Genomic DNA, 20,228 nt, shown 5'->3' on the forward strand with positions numbered 1-20,228 from the left:
GAGAAGATGAGCGAGTATATCGTAGTAAAATGCGGTGGGAGTATGCTAGAACGTTTAGACCATGTGTTTTTTGAATGTATAGAGCAGCTGAAGAAAAAATATCAAGTTATTGTTGTTCATGGCGGTGGACCAGAAATTGATGCAAAGCTAAAGCGATTTAATATTCCAATTGAAAAGAAGAATGGGTTACGTGTGACAACAAAAGAAGTGATGAATGTTGTTCAAATGGTTTTATGCGGAAGCACGAATAAAAAAATGGTGATGAATTTTCAAAAGCATGGCTTGCATGCAATCGGAATCTCTGGTTGTGATGGGAAATTACTTCAAGTTCAGCCTCTTGATGAGGATATTGGATATGTTGGTGAAGTTAGTGGTGTAGAGGCTTCACTATTAAAAGGGTTACTAGATTTGAATTATATTCCGGTTATTGCTCCAATTGGGGTAAGAGGAAACCAGGTTTATAACATAAATGCAGATACAGCCGCAGCTGGAATTGCAGCTACGCTGGGGGCGAAAGAACTTATTTTTATTACGGATGTAGATGGGATATTGTTCGAAGGGAAGTTGTTAACGAAAGCGGATGAAGCTGAGATCCTACGTCTGATAGAAAAAGAAGTTATTACAGGGGGGATGATTCCGAAAGTACAGGCTGCTCTCACCTCAATACAGATGGGAGTCGAGCATGTCAGCATTGTAAATGGTACAAAACATTTTGTAGGAACATCAGGGGAGTGGGTTGGAACGACGGTAACAAAAGGGGTGAATATCGTATGAGTAGTCATATATTTCCGACATATGGGAGACGCAGTGTTGAAATTGTTCAAGGAACCGGAACAAAAGTGATAGATGAAAGTGGGGAAAAGTATTTAGATTTTACTTCTGGAATTGCTGTATGTAATTTAGGACATTGTCATCCTGTACTTGTAGAAGCAGTAAAAAAGCAATTACAGGAAATTTGGCATATATCAAATCTTTTTTCGCACAAGGTACAAGAAAAGGTAGCTGAATTGCTAACAGAGGGGCGTGAGTTAGATTACGTGTTTTTTTGTAATAGCGGGGCAGAAGCCAATGAAGCAGCGCTTAAATTAGCGCGGAAGCATACGGGGAAATCTCTTGTTTTAACATTCCAGCAATCTTTCCATGGAAGAACATTTGGAACGATGAGCGCAACGGGGCAAGAGAAAGTAAAAAAGGGATTTGGTCCACTTCTTCCATCTTTTTCACATATTCTCTTTAATGATATAGCCGCGCTCAGGGAGACAATGAATGAAGAAGTAGCTGCAGTTATGGTGGAAGTTGTTCAAGGTGAGGGTGGCGTCTTACCTGCTGATATTTCCTTTTTGCAAGAGATTGAGAAGTTATGTAGACAATATGGTGCTCTTTATATAATCGACGAGGTGCAAACAGGTATGGGAAGAACGGGAACGTTGTTTGCTTATGAACAGACCGGAACATCCCCAGATATCGTTACAGCGGCAAAGGCGCTTGGAAATGGGATCCCGGTTGGGGCAATGCTTGGAAAGAAAGAGCTTATGACTGCTTTTTCAGCGGGGACTCATGGTTCAACATTTGGCGGAAATTACATTGCAATGACAGCAGCAAAAGAAGTACTACAAATTATAAAACAACCTTCATTTTTACAAGAAGTAAAAGAAAAGGGAGAATACTTCCTGCAAAAATTAAAGAAAGAATTACTTGATGTTCAATGGATTACTGATATTCGAGGGAGAGGACTTATGATTGGAGTCGTTTGTAAGTGTGACGTCACATTCATTATAGAACAGTTAGAAAAAGAGGGGCTTCTTGTATTGCAAGCTGGAACGAATGTTTTGCGACTTTTACCACCACTCATTGTAACGAATGAAGAAATAGACGAAGCAGTAAATATGATAAAAAGAGTGATTTGTACACAAAAATCACCAATATTATAAGGGGGAAATTCTATGTCAACTATACAAGTACCGAAATTACAAACGAAAGATCTTTTAACATTAGAAGAACTGACGCAAGAGGAGATAATTGCGCTAATTGAATTTGCAATGTATTTAAAAAAAGAGAAGCATGAACCTTTATTAGAAGGGAAAATATTAGGGTTAATTTTTGATAAACATTCAACTCGTACGCGTGTTTCTTTCGAAGCAGGAATGGTACAACTCGGTGGACATGGAATGTTTCTAAGTGGAAAAGAAATGCAACTTGGCAGAGGAGAAAGTGTTTCAGACACAGCAAAAGTATTATCTCATTATATTGATGGAATTATGATTCGTACATTCTCGCACGCAGATGTAGAGGAGCTTGCGAAAGAAGCAAGTATTCCTGTTATTAATGGATTGACAGATGATCATCATCCGTGTCAGGCATTAGCTGATTTGATGACAATTTATGAAGAAGTTCATACATTTAAAGGGATTAAACTTGCTTACCTAGGGGATGGAAATAATGTATGTCACTCTTTACTGCTAGCAAGTGCAAAAGTCGGTATGCATATGACAGTGGCGACTCCCCCAGGGTATGAACCGAATGAACAAATTGTAAAGCGTGCGCTAGAAATTGCAAATGAGACGGGAGCAAATATTGAAGTTTTGAATGATCCGGAGTTGGCAGTGAAAGGTGCTGACTTTATCTATACCGATGTTTGGATGAGCATGGGGCAAGAAGATACGGAAGGGAAATACCAATTATTTCAACCGTTTCAAGTGAACGAAAAACTTGTTCAGCATGCGAAAGCAACGTATCGCTTCTTACATTGTTTACCCGCTCATCGTGAAGAGGAAGTAACAGGAGAAATTATAGATGGATCGCATTCTGTTGTCTTTGAGCAAGCAGGGAATCGATTGCACGCTCAAAAAGCATTATTGGTAAGTCTGCTTCAAAACATCAAAAAACCTTCCTAATCGGGAAGGTTTTTTTGTTACGAAATGTCTGATGTATATTTGGTGAATGTTCTTTGTATCATTTATAATAAGATGAAGTTAGTATAAGTGAAGTTAAATAGGGTTGTTTGTGTCGTAGTATTAAGTTCATACTACGAAGAGAAAAAACTATTAAAGAGATGATAATTGTGCAAACAGGTAAAAAAACATATTCATTTTTTCAACGTATTTGGAGAGTGCTGAAATTTCATTATTATAAGTTGCTCCGTTCGCCAGAAGGAGCGAAGAAAGTGTCACGTGGATTTGCGATTGGATTTGCTTTAGAAATGTTGGTGATTTATACAGCGTCACTTGTTTATCTTATTTTTTATCCAATTGTACGCTTAGCAAAGGGATCCTTTCCAGCAGCGGTTATTGGTAATATTATCGGAAAAATATCATTTCTTCCGGTAATTTTGTTTCCGTTTGCATATGCATTAGGGAAAACTTTATATCCATTTGAAATAAAGGTAATTCAGCATAAACCATATACAATATCTGATCTTTTCTCGAGTAATATTTTTATTATGTTAAAGAGCTTATTACAGAGTGAAGTATATGTATTAATTGGGATGACAATTTTCGGGGTTGTATTTGGAGTAATATCTTATTTTGTTGTGCATTATTTATATGAAAAGAACCGTAAGTTACGTTTGAAAAAAAGAAAAAAACGCGCGAGAGAACCACTTGTACAAATATAAAGAATGTCACATTCATTTTCCGCCTTGAATATGCTTAAAAAAGGAGGGAGAATGAATGTATTATTACTATGTACCTCAAGCATACTCATATGTGCATTATTATCCTGTTCCTTATACAAGGCAACAGTTTGAAGCATATCAGCAAGCGCAGCCTTCTCCGGAGCAAAAACCATACTTAACAACATGGCCGTATTCAAATGTATATTATGGAAACTATTATGAATCATAAAGCTGCTTCCTTTGGAAGCAGCTTTATACGTTTGTTTTCAAAATTAAATTTTGAATCGTTTGAAGCGAGTGAATGAGTTGTTCACGATCGCTTTCCGATAATGTTTGAAAGTTTTCTTTTAGTTTGTCTAAAATGAATTGTTGATATTGATTTACTAACGATTTCCCTTCTAGTGTTAGAGAAATTAAAATGACTCGTCGATCTTTTTCGCTGTAATGACGCTCTATAAGTTCTTCTTGAATCAATTTATTTAATAGAGGTGTCATGTTGGGCCTTGAAATCGCTAATCGCTTTCCGATTTCTGACACTGCTAATGTGCCACGTTCATGCAATAGCAGTAACACCTGTGTATGTGACGGTGGCATGTGCCTTTGTGAAGAAAACTCTCCAGGAAGCATAAATTTGCGATAAAAAAGAGGCACTAACGAAAGAAGATGATCAACAATACGTTCCCATTCGCGTGATTCCATATAAAGGCCCCCTTCCATTATCATTGTAACAAAAAAAGGTACCGTATAAAAATAGAATTGTTCGTTTTTGTTTTAATATTTGTAGGATAGAACTTGTTTAGTAAACGCGTTGGCAATAATTTCATAACCTTTATCATTTGGATGTACTTGATCGTACAGTAATTCTTTTTTATCATTTGGTATTAATTTTCGAATTGGTAAAACAATGGACGGTTGATTCGCTTTTGAAATTGAGTAAACCGCATCATTCCAGCCATCTAAAAACATATCTGCATAAGAAGCAATTGAATCATCGAGTTGTAGAGGGTTATAGAGCTCAGATAGAATGAGTAAAGCATTTGGGTTGAGAGTCCGAACTGTCTTTACAATGTTTTTTACGTCTTCTTCAAAATGAGTTTTTTCTTTATTTAACATTTTAATACCATCTATAACACCTACATCACGATTTAAACGGAATAAATTATTTCCTCCAATATTAATGGTAATTATATTTGCTTCTTTAATTTTTTGCTGCACTTCTTCTGCCTGAATTTTTTGAACGAGACGATCTGTTGTAAGTCCGTTCACTCCAAGGTTTTCTACTCTAATCGGTTTGTGAATTTGTTCCTCTATTTGCTTGGAAGCTAATTCGGCAAACCCTCCTTGTGTCGAGCCATATCCCTTTGCAAGCGAATCTCCTAACACAAGATGATAAAAAGAGTCATTTGTTTGTTTATCAATCCAATGAGAAGTAGATGATACTGATTTTTCTTTTTGTTTTGTTGTCTCATCGTTCTTTTCAAAATGCGAATAAGAAATGATTAGAAGGAGGAGACAAACAATAATTAAGATGACTTTTTTCATAAATTCATCCTCCTTGTAATTGGTAATTGTATCATATTCAACGGTATAAGCAATGGAAGGGCTTATTATATCTTTATGGAAATTTTACAATAGCTTTACAGAAAATTTGTAGAAGTATGTCAAAAAATATTGACGATATGAAAGTAAGTTAGATATGATAATGTCAGATAAATGAATATACGTCACTCTAATATGAGGAAAGAAGAGAATAAAGGTAGAGAGAATACCTTATTAGAGTTTGATGAAAAACTCATTTTATTGTTTTTTTAGGGACAATTTAATAAGGGGGATTTTTTGTGAAGAAATCAAAGAAAGCGCTAGCAGGAGCGACGCTTGCATTAGGTGTTATCGCACCACAAGTAATGCCAACTATTGCTCATGCAGAGGAACAAGCAGGAGAAAGCACAGTTAATTTACGAATATTGGAAACTTCGGATATTCATGTTAACTTAATGAACTACGACTATTATCAAACGAAAACAGATAATAAAGTTGGTTTAGTTCAAACTGCGACTCTTGTAAATGAGGAACGTGCAAAAGCGAAAAACTCTGTACTATTTGATGATGGGGATGCTCTACAAGGGACGCCGCTTGGGGATTATGTGGCGCAAAAAGGATTGGATGGAAACTATGTCCACCCGTTATATCGTTTAATGAATTTAATGAAGTATGACGTCATTTCTCTTGGAAACCATGAGTTTAACTATGGCTTGGATTACTTAAAGAAGGCGACTAGTAAAACGCAGTTCCCAGTTATTAACTCAAATGTGTATATAGACGATCATGATGATAATCCAGAGAACGATAAACACGCTTTTAAACCATATCATGTTTTTGAAAAAGAAGTAACAGATGAATCTGGCAAAACACAAACAGTGAAAATTGGTGTAATGGGCTTTGTACCACCACAAGTTATGGGCTGGGATAAAGCGAATTTAGAAGGAAAAGTAAAAGCAGAAGACATTGTACAAACAGCGAAAAAAATGGTACCGCAGATGAAAGCAGAAGGTGCAGATATTATTGTTGCATTAGCTCACTCTGGTGTCGATAAAAGTGATTATAAACCTGGTATGAAGAATGAGAATGCATCCTATTATTTAGCAACAGAAGTTCCTGGTGTCGATGCAGTGTTAATGGGACACTCACATACGGTAATAACGGACAATTTTAATGGTGTTCCAGTTGTGATGCCAGGTGTTTTCGGAAGTAATCTCGGTATTATTGATATGGAACTGAAAAAGGTAAATGGCAAGTGGGAAGTACAAAAAGATAAATCGGTTCCAAGTGTTCGTCCGATTTCTGATAGTAAAGGAAATGCATTAGTAGAATCTGATAAAAGACTAGTTGATGAAATAAAAGGTGATCATGAAGCAACGATAAAATACGTAAATACACCTGTAGGGGAAACAACAGCACCAATTAATAGTTATTTTTCACTTGTACAAGATGATCCATCTGTACAGCTTGTTACGAATGCCCAAAAATGGTATGTAGAAAAGCTATTTGCAGAAAATGGACAGTACAAGAAATATAAAGGAATCCCAGTCTTATCAGCAGGTGCACCTTTTAAAGCAGGCGGCCGAAATGGTGCAACTTATTATACTGATATTCCAGCAGGGACTTTAGCGATTAAAAACGTTGCTGATTTATATGTATATCCAAATACTCTATATGCTGTAAAAGTAAATGGTGCACAAGTAAAAGAATGGCTTGAAATGTCTGCAGGTCAGTTCAATCAAATTGATCCAGCTAAAGCAGAAGAACAGTCGTTAGTAAATGTAAACTACCCTACATATAACTTTGATATTTTAGATGGCGTAAAATACGAAATTGATGTGACACAACCAGCAAAATATGATAAAGATGGAAAAGTAGTAAATCCAAATGCGAATCGTATTGTGAACGTATCATATGATGGGAAACCGATAGCTGATAATCAAGAGTTTATTGTTGCTACAAATAACTATCGTGGCAGCAGTCAAACATTCCCTGGTGTAAGTAAAGGTGAAGTTGTATATCAATCTCAAGATGAAACGCGTCAAATCATTACGAAATATATGAAAGAAACACCAGTTATTAACCCGGCAGCAGATCAAAACTGGACATTTAAGTCAATTGTTGCTGAAAAATTAAATACTACATTTGACTCTTCACCAAATGCGCAAAAGTACATTACAAAGGATGGGAAAATCTCTTATGTTGGTCCATCTGAAAATGAGTTTGCGAAATATGCAATTGATTTAACGAAAAAGAACGATGGAGACAAACCAACCACGCCACCAACGACAGGTGAAGGGAATGATGGAGACAAACCAACCACACCGCCAACACCAGGTGAGGAGAACAACGGTGGTAACCCAACAACACCAGGCGGAGAAAACAATGGAGATCCCCAAACAAATCCTGACAATGGAAATAAAGATACGAAAGAACCTACAAATGTAAGTGAAGATAAAGAAACAAACGAAGTAGATCGTGATTTACCAAAAACGGGAGCGAGTGCCTTCTCTACAATTGGAGCGGGACTTGCGTTTGTTGGAGCAGGCGTGTTTATGTTATTTAGACGAAAAAAAGTAAACAGGTAATATCACAAATAGAGGAATAAAGAAAAAAGGGGGTTACTGATAGCGGTAACCCCTTTTTCTTTATACTTCATTTAAGAAACTGTAACAGGCTTTTCTTTCTGCCAGGAAAGACCAAATCCTGTAAATCCAACGATGATTGTAACAATCGGACAAGCTAAGCAGAAGATTGAGTATGGAACGTAATCAAATGTTGGAACACTTAGTACATTTGCTAAGAAGACACCACTTACACCCCACGGAACAAGAGGGTTAATAACTGTGCCCGCATCCTCTAATACTCGTGATAAGTTACGACGCTTTAAACCGACTTCATCGTATTTTTTAGCAAATGCTTGTCCTGTTAAAACGATAGATAAGTATTGCTCACCAAGCAAGAAGTTAACGCCAATTGCTGTTGAAGCAGTAGAAATAATTAAACGTGTACTTGTCTTAACAAAATTAGCAATAATGTTCATAAGCTGAGTAATAATGCCCATTCCTTGTAGTAACCCACCCATAGAAAGAGCAAGAAAAATAAGTGCAATTGACATAAGCATACTTTGTAATCCGCCGCGTGATAATAAGCTATCAATATCTTTTATACCCGTCTTAGCAACATAGCCATCTTGCATAATTTTCATTAAATCAGTAAGTGATGTACTTGGCTTGAAAATAAAGAGGATGATAATTCCAGCTACAATTCCAGCAAGTAAAGTTGGAACAGCTGGTACTTTTTTAAATGCGCATAAGAATAGTAATAGAATTGGAATAAGTGTGACAATTGAAATGATTGTATTCTTTTCTAATGCATTTGTAAAAGTAGAGAAATCAACATCTCCTGAAGACCCGCTTCCTAAAATGAAGAAAGCAATAAAGGCAATAATGAAAGCAGGAATTGTTGTCCAAAGCATGTTACGAATATGTTCAAATAGATCCACCCCTGTTACAGCAGGAGCTAAGTTTGTTGTATCAGATAAAGGAGACATCTTATCTCCAAAGAAAGCTCCAGAAACAATTGCACCGGCAATAAGTGCTGGATCGTATCCAAGAGCAGTTCCCATTCCCATAAAGGCAAGCCCTACTGTTGCTGCTGTTGTAAAGGCGCTGCCGATACTTGTTCCGACAATTGCACAAACAACAAAGACTGTCGGGATGAAAATCTTTGGTGATACAAGCCCGAATCCGTATACCATTAATGTTGGAATTGTCCCAGCAGCGATCCAAACGCTAATTAATACACCGACAAGTAAGAAAATGAAAATGGATGGAATACCAGCTGAAATACTACTTATCATTCCTTTTTCCATAGTAGACCAAGAGATTTTTTTAATAAAGCCAAATGCTAATAATACAATAATGCCAAATAAAATTGGAATGTGTGGTGATGTTCCTAATTGAATAACGCTAAAGCCAATACAGAAAAAGATGAAAAATGTTAAAAGAATAGATTCGATTTTTGAAACCATTGTTTGCCCCTCCTAATAATCTAAAATAGTTCTTTTTTATATAAAATTCGCCAATATTGTATATTCCCTTCTAAAATTTAGAATTTTGCGACAAATTACCGGTAATTGTTTAGCATCATAAAAAAACGTCCCTGCATATAAATATGCAGGGACGAAAAGAATCGCGGTACCACCCTAGCTTGTGAAATGAACGTAGCACAAAATAAAGGGTCGTATAATATGCACCAACAGAAAATAAAAAACGCCCCTGCAGTATATGCAGGGACGAAAAAAATCGCGGTACCACCCTAAATTGTGAAACAGTTTCATTTCACCACTCTGTAGAAATAACGGTCCATAACCGTCTTTCACTACTCCAAACGTTTCGTAAAAGAAGCTCCAGGGGGTAATTCATAATTCGCTCTGTACTGGTTCGCACCGACCACCAGCTCTCTGAAATCAGGAAACGAAATACTACTAAATCCTATCATCGCCGATTCATATGATGTTAGTTAAATTTTTATCATATATTTATCTAATATGTCAATACATATATTTATTATTTTTTTCAAGAAAATAACGAGAGAATGTTTTTTTAAGTTCTTATTTGTGCGTTATAATGAAAATAGAAAGGAGGGGAATGAATGAAGAAAAAATTATTTCTTTTGACAACCTTACTTGTTCTTGGTGGAGGTGCTGGAATTTATACAGTATTTGCGGCATCACCAGATCAACCGAAATTAAAGGTTGAGCAAAAAGTAGAAACAAAGGAATTAGAGAAAGTCAAAGAAGAAAAGAATAGAGAGAAAACAGCTGCTAAATTAGGTGTTTCTCTTGAAGGAAAAACAGAAAAAGAAATTCAAAAAGAGTTAAATACAGCAAGGTTTGAAAAGCGTCATGAGCTGCTTATAGAACATGCAAAACAACTTGGAATTGATACTGATGGGAAAAAAGACGAAGAGATTATTTTGGAAATCGGAAAGATTCAGCATGGAAAATAAAACGACTTATCTTATGATAAGTCGTTCTTTTTTAAGAACATTTACCTTTTAAAATAATTGACAGTATTTTAATTTTAATGTTAACTATATTTATATAAAAGTTAACATTAGGGGTGACAATTGTGACTGTTAGTAGCAATACAAGTAAAAGAACAACCTATACATATGAAGAGTTGGCTGAGAAAAATAAAGCATACGTATGGCATCCATTTACGCAAATGAAGGACTATTTAGCGGAAGATCCAGTTATTATTGAGCGAGGAGAAGGCCGTAAATTATATGACGTAAATGGAAATGGTTATTGGGATGGCGTTTCATCCATTTGGCTTAATGTTCATGGGCATCATGTTCCTGAATTAGATAATGCAATTCGTGAACAATTAAATAAAGTCGCGCATTCTACTATGCTAGGACTTGCCAATGTGCCATCGATTTTACTTGCAGAAAAGATCATTGAAGTTGTTCCGGAAGGTTTGAAAAAAGTATTCTATTCAGATTCTGGTTCTACAGCTGTTGAAATTGCAATTAAGATGGCTTTTCAATATTGGCAGCATAAAGGAAAATCTAAAAAACAAAAGTTTATTACATTAAAAGAAGCGTATCACGGAGATACAATTGGAGCTGTTTCAGTAGGAGCAATTGACTTGTTTCACCAAGTGTACAGTTCGCTCTTATTTGACGCGATAAAAATGCCATATCCATATACATATCGTTCTCCTTATGGGGATGACAAAGAACAAATTGTTCAAAAACATTTGGAAGAAATGGAAGAGTTGTTAAAAGAAAAACATGATGAGGTTGCAGCGATTATTGTAGAGCCGTTAATGCAAGGTGCAGGCGGTATGATTACAATGCCGAAAGGATATTTAAAAGGTCTTCGAGATCTTTGTACAACATATAATGTTTTATTTATTACAGATGAGGTGGCGACGGGGTTTGGTCGTACTGGAAAAATGTTTGCTTGTGAACATGAAAATGTTACACCGGATATTTTAACAGCTGGAAAAGGCTTAACCGGTGGGTATTTACCGTTGGCTATTACTGTGACAACAGATGAAATTTATGATGCTTTTTTAGGTAGCTATGAAGAGCAGAAAACATTTTTCCATGGTCATAGTTATACCGGCAATCCATTAGGTTGCGCAGTTGCAATTGCTAATTTAGAACTTTATGAAAAAACAAATCTAGTAAAAGATGTTGCATACAAAGCAGAATATGTAGGGAAACAATTGGAAGCACTTTATGAATACAAACGTGTTGGAGATATTCGTCAGTGTGGATTGATGGTAGGAATTGAACTTGTAAAAAATAAAGAAACGAAAGAGCCGTTTGAGTGGACGGAGCGAGTAGGCGTGGAAGTGTGTAAGCGATCAAGAGAACTAGGAATGATTTTACGCCCACTTGGTAACACTATTGTATTTATGCCACCGTTAGCATCTCAGATAGATGAGATTGATGAAATGCTGAACATCTTATATCAAGCAATTGCAGATGTTACGGAGGGAGAATAATGAGCGGCTTTTTTATAACTGCAACGGATACGGAAGTTGGAAAAACAGTTGTTACAGGTGCATTAGCAGGAGTGCTTAGAAATCGTGGATATAACATAGGGGTATATAAACCATTGCAAAGTGGTCATATCGATTCGAACCCAGAAGGTGATGCAGCTAGATTGAAAGTTGCATCAGGAGTAATAACAGAGACGAATAGAATTTGTCCTTATTCTATTGAAGAACCTCTTGCGCCAAGACTGGCAATGCAGCGGGCAGGAAGAAATGTGACACTAGCACAAATTACCGCTCATTATAATGAGTTAATGACAGAGTTTGATAGTTTGTTTGTAGAAGGTGCAGGTGGTCTTGCTGTTCCGTATACGGAAGATGCGTTAGTGGTTGATTTTGCAAAGGAATTAAAACTACCACTTATTATTGTCGCGCGTCCGGCGTTAGGTACTGTGAATCATACCGTTTTAACGATTTCGTATGCGAAAGCCCATGGTTTAACAGTTGCGGGTGTTATTTTATCCGGCTGTAAGGATTGTGAGAAGGAACGTGTGCAAGAGAATAAAGAAATGATTGAGGAGTTAAGTGGTATTCCGGTTTTGGGTTTACTACCAGAGCTTCAAGAAGGGTTTACGCGTGAAGAATTATTGAGAGCAGCAGAAGAGAATATTACGATTTCAAATTTAGAGGAGTTCGTCAAACATGGATCAAACGTGGAATCTACACTTTCACTCTAGTTTAAATCGTTTGAAAGAGAAATCACAATATCGACATGTAGTTATGACTGAGCAAGCTGAAGAACCATGGCTTATTAGGAATGGAAAACGTATGTTGAATTTAGCTTCGAATAACTATCTAGGCTTGGCGGGAGATAGACGATTAAAAGAAGCGTCTATTGTAGCGACAAAGGAATATGGAGTAGGAGCGACAGCATCACGACTTGTTGTAGGAAATTATGCACTATATGAAGAGGTCGAACAGAGTGTTTGTGATTGGAAAGAAACTGAAAAAGCAATCATTGTGAACAGTGGATATTCAGCAAATGTCGGGGCAATCTCTTCTTTAGTTGGGCGTCACGACATTGTTTTTAGCGATAAGTTAAATCATGCCAGCATTGTTGATGGGATTATGCTTAGCGGTGCAGAACATAAAAGATATCGACATAATAATTTGGAACATCTGGAAAAATTATTACAAATGACACCTGTCGCAAAGCGAAAGTTAATCGTAACAGACACGGTTTTCAGCATGGATGGAGATGTTGCTCATCTAAAAGAGTTGATTATGCTGAAAGAAAAATACGGAGCGTTATTGATGGTGGATGAAGCACATGCAGGTGGAATATATGGAAGGCATGGTGCTGGTTTAGCGCATGTAGAGCAGGGACTTTCTGAAGGAATCGACATTCATATGGGAACGTTTAGTAAAGCGCTAGGATGTTATGGTGCTTATTTAGCGGGCGATGCACCTTGCATTGATTATATGAAAAATACGATGAGGAGTTTCATTTTTACAACAGCATTACCGCCAGGGACACTTGGCGCAATGAAATGTGCAATTGAAATTGTGAAGAAAGATGAGGGAAGACGGCAGCGGCTCTTAGAAAATGGAGCTTATTTCCGCAATGCTTTAGAAGAAGTTGGTTTCAATATTGGTGATAGTTCAACACATATAGTACCAATTATTGTGGCGTCGAATGAAGCTACGCTACATTTTAGTGAAAAACTGCAGGAGGCAGGAATTGCTGCAATTGCTATCAGGCCACCAACTGTTCCATATAATAGTTCGCGAATTCGATTCGCAGTTACATCTGAACATACAAAAGCTGACTTACAATGGGCTATTGAGCAAATCATTCGAATTGGTAAAGAAGAGGGGGGAATGAGATGAAACAGCCCGAGCTTATTTTCATTCCTGGATGGGGGATGGAAAAACAAGTATGGGATCCATTACTTCCATATTTTCAGGAATATTCTGTCTGGCATGTTGAATGGCGTGGTGTAAAAGAACTTAGTGAGTTTGCAGAACGAGTAGCAGAAGCTGCAAGAGGGCAGGATGTGATTTTGATTGGATGGTCACTTGGTGCATTAGCTGCCCTTCGAGCATGTGATAGAGTGCGGGTAAAAGGGTTGATTTTAATAGGTGGTACAGCAAAATTTACAGTGGATGAAAATTACGAGAGTGGATGGAAACTTCCTTTTGTAGAGCGGATGAAAAGAAGTTTAGTGAAGCGAAAGGACGACACATTGGAGCGTTTCTATAAAAGTATGTTTACAAAACAAGAGATAAAAGATAGTGAACAATTTGAAGACATTGCAGAGCGTTTTCAAGGTGATTCCATTGAATCTTTACAGCTGGGACTTGATTATTTAATAGAGATGGATATGAGAAGTCAGTTAAAGTATGTAAAGATGCCGGTATTGCTTCTTCATGGAGAACAGGATGCGATATGTCCACTATCTGCTGCTCGCTATATACAAGAAAATACGAATGGGGCGCTTAAAGTAATAAATGGAGCTGGGCATGCACTTTGTGTAACAGATTCCGAATATTGCGCAAATGAAATCATCCAGTTTGTAGAGGTGATACAAAATGATCAACAAAACGTTATTACAAAAACGATTTAATGGGGCAGCTGTATCCTATGATCAATATGCAAGTGTACAAAAAAAGATGGCGCAACAATTACTTTCTATAATGAAAAGACACTATCACAAGATGTCGTCCATCCGTATTTTAGAACTCGGATGTGGCACAGGCTATTTGACTGAGCAATTAGCTGTTTCCTTTCCAAATGCAGCAATTACTGCAATTGATTTTGCTGAAAGTATGATTGCTGTTGCGAAAACGAGAAATCACGTGGAATCTGTGACATTTCGGTGTGAAGATATTGAATATCTTACATTAAGTGAGTCATTTGATGTCATTATTTCAAGTGCAACATTTCAATGGCTAAACGATTTGCAAACAACGGTGAAACGTTTATATCATCATCATTTATTTGAGGATGGCTTGTTGTTATTTTCAACATTTGGAGAGCAAACATTTCAAGAACTTCATACGGCATTTCAAAGTGCTAAAGAAGAAAGGAATATGCAAAATGATGCATCTGTTGGACAATATTTTTTAACGAGAGAACAGCTGCAAGATGTATGTGAAAGTGTAACAGGAGATGTACATGTTTCTGAAACATGTTACATAGAGAAGTTTGCTGCAGTTCGTGAGTTTCTGCAATCGATTCGGAAAGTAGGCGCGACGAATAGCAATGCGGAATCTTACTGTCAAAGCCCTTCTATCTTTCGAACTATGCTCCGCATATACGAAAAAGATTTCACGGAAGAAGGGGAAATTGTAGCAACGTACCATGCTTTATTTGCGTATATTGAAAAAGAGGGGAAGAGAAGAAATGAAACAAGTACAAACAAAAGTAGATTGGAAGCAAATTGCATCTGAAGTAGTAGAGGGCAGAAGTATAACGAAAGAAGAAGCGATAGCTATTTTAGAAGCAGATGATACAGAAGTATTAGACATTATGAATGCAGCTTATATCATACGTCATCATCATTTTGGTAAAAAAGTAAAATTAAATATGATTATTAATACGAAATCTGGATTATGCCCAGAAGATTGTGGGTATTGCTCACAGTCTATCGTTTCAGAGGCACCAATCGATAAGTATGCATGGTTAACACAGGAAAAAATTATTGAAGGTGCACACGAAGCAATTCGCCGTAAAGCGGGTACATACTGTATTGTTGCATCTGGTCGTCGTCCAACTGATAAAGAAGTAAATCATGTTATCGGTGCAGTGAAAGAAATCCGTGAAACAACGGATTTAAAAATTTGCTGCTGCTTAGGTTTTTTAAATGAGGATCAAGCAGGACGCTTAGCAGAAGCAGGTGTTCACCGTTATAACCATAACTTAAATACACATGCAAACAATTATGATAGCATTTGCTCAACACATACGTATGATGATCGTGTAGATACAGTAGAAAAAGCAAAGCAAGTGGGTATTTCCCCATGTTCTGGTGCGATTTTTGGAATGGGGGAAACGAAAGAGCAGCGCGTTGAAATTGCGCTTGAATTACACCGTATAGATGCGGATTCTATTCCATGTAACTTCCTTGTTGCTGTAAAAGGAACACCGCTTGAAGGACAGAAAGAATTAACACCAGTAGAATGTTTAAAAGTACTAGCGATGATGCGATTTGTCAATCCATCAAAAGAAATTCGAATTTCCGGTGGCCGCGAAATTAATTTGCGCTCTGTGCAGCCGCTTGGCTTATTCGCAGCGAATTCAATCTTTGTTGGTGATTATTTAACAACAGAGGGGCAAGAGCCAACAGCAGATTGGAATATGATTGAAGATTTAGGGTTTGAGATTGAGGAATGTGCGCTGTGAAAATGAGGGGGAAAGCTCCTTTGTAGATTAGAATAATCGAATAAAGTTTATACAAAACAGCCATTTTTTCATGCAAGTTTTGAACGATGTTACTTAATTAAGCGATGGATAAAAATTGATTGTAGCTTTATGAATGTAGTCTTTCGTGAAATTTTATTGTAAATAAAATGTAATAAAGTACCTTCAAGCCTTCGGATAAGCGGATTTTAGTGAAAAAAATTAATTGTGTGGACGAATTTTCCATCCTGTAATTGTACATAGTAAAGGTGTAATTTATCTCGGGTTGGAGGATTTCACATGCACAAATATATATTAGCTATTATGACTTTTCTTATTTTATTAAAGGCAATAAGTACTGACCCTGTTAAGGCAGCTGGAAATCCGGAACAGAAAGAAATGCAGCAAAGAATCGAACAGCATTTTCGAACAAAAGCTGAGCATTTTGGTATTGAAACTGAAGGGAAAGATCTAAAAGAAGTAAGAAAAGAGCTACATATTGTAGAGGAAGAAAAGAAGCGAGAAAATGTCTGGAAAACAGCTCAAAATCTTCGTATTAAGACAGAAGGAAAAACGATGGCTGAATTGATAAAAGATGTGCGGAAAAAAGTGGAAAAATAAATAGAAGAAAAAAGAGGCGAAAGCCTCTTTTTTTATGCCCATTGTTTTGATAAATGAGCCATTTCAATAGCAGCAACTGCGGATTCATATCCTTTGTTGCCAGCTTTTGTGCCAGCACGTTCAATTGCTTGTTCAATTGTTTCAGTCGTTAATACGCCGAAAATAACTGGAATGTCTGTTTGTAATGATAAAGAGGCAACACCTTTTGCAACTTCATTACAAACATAATCATAATGAGTTGTAGCACCGCGAATGACTGTACCTAGTGTAATGACAGCATCGTATTTGCCGCTGTTTGCCATTTTCTTTGCAATTAATGGGATTTCAAATGCGCCTGGAACCCATGCAACATCAATATCATTTTCTTGTACACCATGTCGTTTTAAACCGTCTAGTGCACCGCCTAGTAGTTTGCTCGTAATAAATTCATTGAAACGTCCAACAACAATCCCTACTTTTAATCCTGTACCAACTAAATGACCTTCGAATACCATAATATATCTCTCCTTTAATTATAATTAATAGATTATAAGTTTAATAGGTGACCTAATTTTTCTACCTTTGTTTGTAAATATGTTTTGTTTTCTTCTTTTGTTGGCATTTGCAATGGTACGCGTTCGACAACTTCTAAATCATAACCTTGCAAACCTGCGATTTTTCTTGGATTATTCGTTAATAAACGCAATTGCTGTAACCCTAGATCTTTTAAGATTTGGGCACCAATGCCGTAATCGCGAAGATCGGCAGGAAATCCTAGTTTTTCATTTGCCTCAACAGTATCTAATCCTTCTTCTTGTAATTTGTATGCACGGAGCTTATTCAGCAAGCCAATCCCGCGGCCTTCTTGGCGCATATAAAGAAGAACACCTTTTCCTTCTCGTTCAATTTGAGAAAGAGCAGCATGAAGCTGTGGACCACAGTCACAGCGGCATGAACCGAAAACATCGCCAGTTAAACATTCAGAATGCACACGAACGAGAACAGGTTCACCAGTAGAAATGTCTCCTTTTACGAGAGCGATATGTTCTTTCTGATCCAGTGAGTTGGAATAACCGATTGCATGAAATGTACCGAAATCTGTCGGTAATGTAATTTCAATCTCCCTTGTTACAAGTGTTTCATGATGGCGGCGATAGGCGATTAAATCTTCAATTGTAATCATTTTTATATTAAATTGTTTTGCAACTTGTACTAAATCAGGAACACGTGCCATCGTGCCGTCTTCTTTTATAATTTCACAAATAACTCCAGCTGGTTCTGCGCCACATAATTTTGCTAAATCAACAGCTGCCTCTGTATGCCCAGCGCGGCGCAGGACTCCACCTTCTTTGGCGATTAAAGGAAAGATATGACCCGGACGATTAAAATCTGTTCCTTTTGAATCCGGATTTAATAATTCGCGCACAGTCGTTGCACGTTCGTAAGCACTAATACCTGTTGTTGTAGAAATATGGTCAACGCTTACTGTAAACGCAGTATGATGAGAATCTGTATTATGAGAAACCATAGGCTCTAACTGTAAGCGTTCCGCATATTGTTCTGTAATCGGTACACAGACAAGGCCACGGCCATGTGTAATCATAAAATTAATTGTTTCTGGTGTAATGTTCTCTGCTAAAGCGATGAAATCTCCTTCGTTTTCACGGCTTTCATCATCACATACGATGACGACTTTTCCTTGTTTTAAATCTTCTAGTGCTTCTTCAATACGATGAAACATTGTGCTTCCTCCTTATAGAAATCCGTTTTCTTGTAAAAAGCTTTCTGTAACTGAAGTGCTTCGCTTTGTTGGCTTTGAAATAAAACGTTCGATATATTTTCCAATCATGTCACATTCAATATTCACAATATCCCCCGCCGCTTTTTTACCAATGATGGATTCGCTTACTGTATGTGGAATGAGCGAGATTGTAATGGAAGATTCATCTATATCAAATATTGTTAAACTTGTGCCATCAACAGCAATGGACCCTTTTTGTAAACAATAACGGAGTAAATCATCTGGAATTCCAATTTTGTAATATATAGCATTGTAGTGCTGTTTTTTATTTAAAATGGTTCCAATTCCATCGATATGCCCTGTGACGAAATGTCCACCAAAGCGTCCGTTTGCAGCCATTGCTCGTTCTAAATTTACTTTAGAACTGGTGCCGAGCATACGTAGTGATGTCGCTCGCACCGTTTCAGGCATCGCATCAACAGTAAAAGAAGACGCTGTAAAAGAAGTGACGGTTAAACAGATCCCATTTACAGCAATACTGTCTCCTAGTTTTACGTCTGACAAGATTGTGTTTGCTGCAATTGTTAGCTTCATCGCTTCTCCGCTTTGCCTGATATTCGAAACAGTTCCAAGTTCTTCTACAATTCCTGTAAACATGCAGGCACCTCATTTCGCACACTAGCAACGATTTTTATATCATCACCAATTTGTTTCATCTCTTGAATTTGCAAGGAAATTGCATCTTGTAATTTTATAAAGCCGGTGCCACCAAACATAGTTGGAGCATCTTTTCCGCCGATTAATTTTGGACTTATATAGGTCACAATTTCATTGAAACACTTTGTTTCTAAAAAGCTCGCGTGTACCGATTGTCCACCTTCAACAAAGAGTGAAAGGATTTGTTTCTGACCGAGAAGGAGGAGAAGGTCGCGTATTTCAATTTGGCTCGTCTTCATTTGAAGTACAGATACCGCCTGAGATTCGTAGCCCGCTATTTTTTCTTTATTTACATCTTTTCCAACAATAATCCATGTTGGTGCCATCTCGTCTGTAATGACACGAGAGGATAGCGGAGTTCGTAAATGTGTATCTAAAATAATACGAATCGGATGCTTGCCGCCGTTTGGAAGGCGTGTTGTTAAAGATGGATTATCAGCTATGACAGTATTCACTCCGATAAGGATGGCATCGTGCGTATGACGATATTGATGGACATCTGTGCGAGCAACTTCACCTGTAATCCATTTGCTTTCCCCGGTAGTAGTTGCTATTTTTCCATCTAAACTCATCGCTGTTTTTATTGTTACAAACGGCAGTTTCGTTTTCATATAGTGGAAAAAGTACCGGTTTAATGCGGTGGCTTCTTCTTCGAGAACACCAGTAGTTACGCTAATACCAGCTTTTTGCAAACGTTTTGCACCGTTACCTGAAACGAGCGGATTGCAATCAAGTGTGGCAATTACAACACGTTTCACCTTTTTTTCAATAAGTAGATCGCAGCACGGTGGAGTTTTCCCAAAGTGACTACACGGCTCTAACGTTACATATACAGTGGAGCCGTTTGCTTTATCACCGGCTATGCGAAGAGCGTGAACTTCAGCGTGTTCTTCGCCTGCGCGCAGATGAGCTCCCATTCCAACGATGTTTCCATCTTTTACAACAACAGCACCGACCATTGGATTTGGACTTGTTTGACCTGCAGTATTTTGTGCTAATTGCAAGGCAATCCTCATATATTCTTGGTCTGTCATTCTTTTCACCTCTCCTAAGAAAAATCAAAAAACCCCAAGGATAATAGTATCCTTGGGGTTTGGGAGA

21 protein-coding genes and 1 other annotated feature are annotated in these 20,228 nt (G+C 37.4%); of the genes, 14 read left to right on the forward strand and 7 right to left on the reverse strand.

Translation table 11 applies throughout. From position 1 onward, the window contains the following. Positions 1-6 precede the first annotated feature (6 nt). The 5 genes from argB (at position 7) to MHH45_RS23135 (ending at position 3,842) form a co-directional block, all read left to right on the forward strand. The gene (gene argB, locus MHH45_RS23115; RefSeq protein ID WP_016116216.1) at positions 7-774 is read left to right on the forward strand and encodes an acetylglutamate kinase; all 768 of its coding nucleotides are present in this window, start codon (positions 7-9) and stop codon (positions 772-774) included. Next, the gene (locus tag MHH45_RS23120; protein ID WP_033671447.1) at positions 771-1,931 is read left to right on the forward strand and encodes an acetylornithine transaminase; all 1,161 of its coding nucleotides are present in this window, start codon (positions 771-773) and stop codon (positions 1,929-1,931) included. The genes argB and MHH45_RS23120 overlap by 4 nt, the downstream gene beginning before the upstream one ends. A 12-nt stretch (positions 1,932-1,943) precedes the next feature. Beyond that, positions 1,944-2,894, forward strand: coding sequence for an ornithine carbamoyltransferase (argF, locus tag MHH45_RS23125; protein WP_003208404.1), 951 nt, complete (start codon positions 1,944-1,946; stop codon positions 2,892-2,894). A 167-nt stretch (positions 2,895-3,061) separates the two neighbouring features. After that, a complete protein-coding gene (locus MHH45_RS23130; RefSeq protein WP_003200118.1) occupies positions 3,062-3,613 on the forward strand; it encodes a DUF2062 domain-containing protein in 552 nt (183 codons plus the stop codon). A 55-nt stretch (positions 3,614-3,668) separates the two neighbouring features. Beyond that, positions 3,669-3,842 carry a hypothetical protein gene (locus tag MHH45_RS23135; protein ID WP_016116213.1) on the forward strand — a complete coding sequence of 58 codons (174 nt, stop codon included), beginning with the start codon at positions 3,669-3,671 and terminating at the stop codon, positions 3,840-3,842. Positions 3,843-3,865: 23 nt separating this feature from the next. On the opposite strand, the gene MHH45_RS23140 is transcribed toward MHH45_RS23135, so the two are convergent. Then, entirely contained in the window at positions 3,866-4,312 is a 447-nt protein-coding gene (locus MHH45_RS23140; RefSeq protein WP_016116212.1) for a MarR family winged helix-turn-helix transcriptional regulator, read from the reverse strand. Between the two features lie 72 nt (positions 4,313-4,384). Beyond that, on the reverse strand, positions 4,385-5,155 hold the full coding sequence (locus tag MHH45_RS23145) for a GDSL-type esterase/lipase family protein (protein ID WP_016116211.1): 771 nt from the start codon (positions 5,153-5,155) through the stop codon (positions 4,385-4,387). Between the two features lie 296 nt (positions 5,156-5,451). Here MHH45_RS23145 and cpdB point away from each other — a divergent pair, with 296 nt between their 5' ends. After that, complete coding sequence (cpdB, locus tag MHH45_RS23150) at positions 5,452-7,740, forward strand: bifunctional 2',3'-cyclic-nucleotide 2'-phosphodiesterase/3'-nucleotidase (protein ID WP_088093656.1); 2,289 nt, start codon at positions 5,452-5,454, stop codon at positions 7,738-7,740. 71 nt (positions 7,741-7,811) lie between these two features. Here cpdB and nhaC read toward each other — a convergent pair whose 3' ends face one another. Next, positions 7,812-9,185 (reverse strand): Na+/H+ antiporter NhaC, encoded by a 1,374-nt coding sequence (gene nhaC / locus MHH45_RS23155; RefSeq protein WP_016116209.1) that lies wholly within the window; start codon positions 9,183-9,185, stop codon positions 7,812-7,814. A gap of 257 nt (positions 9,186-9,442) precedes the next feature. Beyond that, positions 9,443-9,664: a binding site (T-box leader), on the reverse strand. 144 nt (positions 9,665-9,808) lie between these two features. Here nhaC and MHH45_RS23160 point away from each other — a divergent pair. The 8 genes from MHH45_RS23160 (at position 9,809) to MHH45_RS23195 (ending at position 16,690) form a co-directional block, all read left to right on the forward strand. Continuing rightward, entirely contained in the window at positions 9,809-10,165 is a 357-nt protein-coding gene (locus tag MHH45_RS23160) for a hypothetical protein (protein ID WP_016116208.1), read from the forward strand. Between the two features lie 113 nt (positions 10,166-10,278). Next, complete coding sequence (gene bioA / locus MHH45_RS23165; protein ID WP_098116723.1) at positions 10,279-11,676, forward strand: adenosylmethionine--8-amino-7-oxononanoate transaminase; 1,398 nt, start codon at positions 10,279-10,281, stop codon at positions 11,674-11,676. Then, complete coding sequence (gene bioD / locus MHH45_RS23170) at positions 11,676-12,404, forward strand: dethiobiotin synthase (protein WP_088093655.1); 729 nt, start codon at positions 11,676-11,678, stop codon at positions 12,402-12,404. The genes bioA and bioD overlap by 1 nt, the downstream gene beginning before the upstream one ends. After that, positions 12,370-13,557: an 8-amino-7-oxononanoate synthase gene (gene bioF / locus MHH45_RS23175; RefSeq protein WP_016116205.1), complete on the forward strand. Its 1,188-nt coding sequence runs from the start codon at positions 12,370-12,372 to the stop codon at positions 13,555-13,557. The genes bioD and bioF overlap by 35 nt, the downstream gene beginning before the upstream one ends. After that, on the forward strand, positions 13,554-14,294 hold the full coding sequence (locus MHH45_RS23180; RefSeq protein ID WP_016116204.1) for an alpha/beta fold hydrolase: 741 nt from the start codon (positions 13,554-13,556) through the stop codon (positions 14,292-14,294). The genes bioF and MHH45_RS23180 overlap by 4 nt, the downstream gene beginning before the upstream one ends. Next, the gene (gene bioC / locus MHH45_RS23185; RefSeq protein WP_016116203.1) at positions 14,260-15,120 is read left to right on the forward strand and encodes a malonyl-ACP O-methyltransferase BioC; all 861 of its coding nucleotides are present in this window, start codon (positions 14,260-14,262) and stop codon (positions 15,118-15,120) included. Before MHH45_RS23180 ends, bioC begins: the two co-directional genes overlap by 35 nt. Beyond that, on the forward strand, positions 15,074-16,072 hold the full coding sequence (gene bioB / locus MHH45_RS23190) for a biotin synthase BioB (protein ID WP_016116202.1): 999 nt from the start codon (positions 15,074-15,076) through the stop codon (positions 16,070-16,072). Before bioC ends, bioB begins: the two co-directional genes overlap by 47 nt. 297 nt (positions 16,073-16,369) lie before the next feature. After that, positions 16,370-16,690 (forward strand): hypothetical protein, encoded by a 321-nt coding sequence (locus MHH45_RS23195; protein ID WP_016116201.1) that lies wholly within the window; start codon positions 16,370-16,372, stop codon positions 16,688-16,690. Between the two features lie 32 nt (positions 16,691-16,722). Here the strand turns inward: MHH45_RS23195 and ribH are convergent, their stop codons facing one another. From ribH to ribD, 4 genes are read right to left on the reverse strand one after another with little or no spacing between them, the layout of a single operon-like run. Next, the gene (gene ribH, locus MHH45_RS23200) at positions 16,723-17,184 is read right to left on the reverse strand and encodes a 6,7-dimethyl-8-ribityllumazine synthase (RefSeq protein ID WP_016116200.1); all 462 of its coding nucleotides are present in this window, start codon (positions 17,182-17,184) and stop codon (positions 16,723-16,725) included. Between the two features lie 32 nt (positions 17,185-17,216). Then, positions 17,217-18,410 carry a bifunctional 3,4-dihydroxy-2-butanone-4-phosphate synthase/GTP cyclohydrolase II gene (locus MHH45_RS23205; protein ID WP_016116199.1) on the reverse strand — a complete coding sequence of 398 codons (1,194 nt, stop codon included), beginning with the start codon at positions 18,408-18,410 and terminating at the stop codon, positions 17,217-17,219. Between the two features lie 12 nt (positions 18,411-18,422). Further along, a complete protein-coding gene (gene ribE, locus MHH45_RS23210) occupies positions 18,423-19,067 on the reverse strand; it encodes a riboflavin synthase (RefSeq protein WP_016116198.1) in 645 nt (214 codons plus the stop codon). After that, positions 19,049-20,161 (reverse strand): bifunctional diaminohydroxyphosphoribosylaminopyrimidine deaminase/5-amino-6-(5-phosphoribosylamino)uracil reductase RibD, encoded by a 1,113-nt coding sequence (gene ribD, locus MHH45_RS23215; protein WP_016116197.1) that lies wholly within the window; start codon positions 20,159-20,161, stop codon positions 19,049-19,051. Before ribD ends, ribE begins: the two co-directional genes overlap by 19 nt. Positions 20,162-20,228: the final 67 nt, after the last annotated feature.

It is taken from the genome of Bacillus sp. FSL K6-0042 (genome assembly GCF_038006685.1).
In the GTDB taxonomy this organism is placed as follows: domain Bacteria; phylum Bacillota; class Bacilli; order Bacillales; family Bacillaceae_G; genus Bacillus_A; species Bacillus_A pseudomycoides.

Excerpts from the sequence above, each read along its gene's own strand:
- argB (WP_016116216.1), top strand. The coding sequence starts at position 7 with ATGAGCGAGTATATCGTAGTAAAATGCGGTGGGAGTATGCTAGAACGT.
- MHH45_RS23120 (WP_033671447.1), top strand. The coding sequence starts at position 771 with ATGAGTAGTCATATATTTCCGACATATGGGAGACGCAGTGTTGAAATT.
- argF (WP_003208404.1), top strand. The coding sequence starts at position 1,944 with ATGTCAACTATACAAGTACCGAAATTACAAACGAAAGATCTTTTAACA.
- MHH45_RS23135 (WP_016116213.1), top strand. The coding sequence starts at position 3,669 with ATGTATTATTACTATGTACCTCAAGCATACTCATATGTGCATTATTAT.
- MHH45_RS23140 (WP_016116212.1), bottom strand. The coding sequence starts at position 4,312 with ATGGAATCACGCGAATGGGAACGTATTGTTGATCATCTTCTTTCGTTA.
- MHH45_RS23145 (WP_016116211.1), bottom strand. The coding sequence starts at position 5,155 with ATGAAAAAAGTCATCTTAATTATTGTTTGTCTCCTCCTTCTAATCATT.
- nhaC (WP_016116209.1), bottom strand. The coding sequence starts at position 9,185 with ATGGTTTCAAAAATCGAATCTATTCTTTTAACATTTTTCATCTTTTTC.
- MHH45_RS23160 (WP_016116208.1), top strand. The coding sequence starts at position 9,809 with ATGAAGAAAAAATTATTTCTTTTGACAACCTTACTTGTTCTTGGTGGA.
- bioD (WP_088093655.1), top strand. The coding sequence starts at position 11,676 with ATGAGCGGCTTTTTTATAACTGCAACGGATACGGAAGTTGGAAAAACA.
- bioF (WP_016116205.1), top strand. The coding sequence starts at position 12,370 with ATGGATCAAACGTGGAATCTACACTTTCACTCTAGTTTAAATCGTTTG.
- MHH45_RS23180 (WP_016116204.1), top strand. The coding sequence starts at position 13,554 with ATGAAACAGCCCGAGCTTATTTTCATTCCTGGATGGGGGATGGAAAAA.
- bioC (WP_016116203.1), top strand. The coding sequence starts at position 14,260 with ATGATCAACAAAACGTTATTACAAAAACGATTTAATGGGGCAGCTGTA.
- bioB (WP_016116202.1), top strand. The coding sequence starts at position 15,074 with ATGAAACAAGTACAAACAAAAGTAGATTGGAAGCAAATTGCATCTGAA.
- MHH45_RS23195 (WP_016116201.1), top strand. The coding sequence starts at position 16,370 with ATGCACAAATATATATTAGCTATTATGACTTTTCTTATTTTATTAAAG.
- ribH (WP_016116200.1), bottom strand. The coding sequence starts at position 17,184 with ATGGTATTCGAAGGTCATTTAGTTGGTACAGGATTAAAAGTAGGGATT.
- MHH45_RS23205 (WP_016116199.1), bottom strand. The coding sequence starts at position 18,410 with ATGTTTCATCGTATTGAAGAAGCACTAGAAGATTTAAAACAAGGAAAA.
- ribE (WP_016116198.1), bottom strand. The coding sequence starts at position 19,067 with ATGTTTACAGGAATTGTAGAAGAACTTGGAACTGTTTCGAATATCAGG.
- ribD (WP_016116197.1), bottom strand. The coding sequence starts at position 20,161 with ATGACAGACCAAGAATATATGAGGATTGCCTTGCAATTAGCACAAAAT.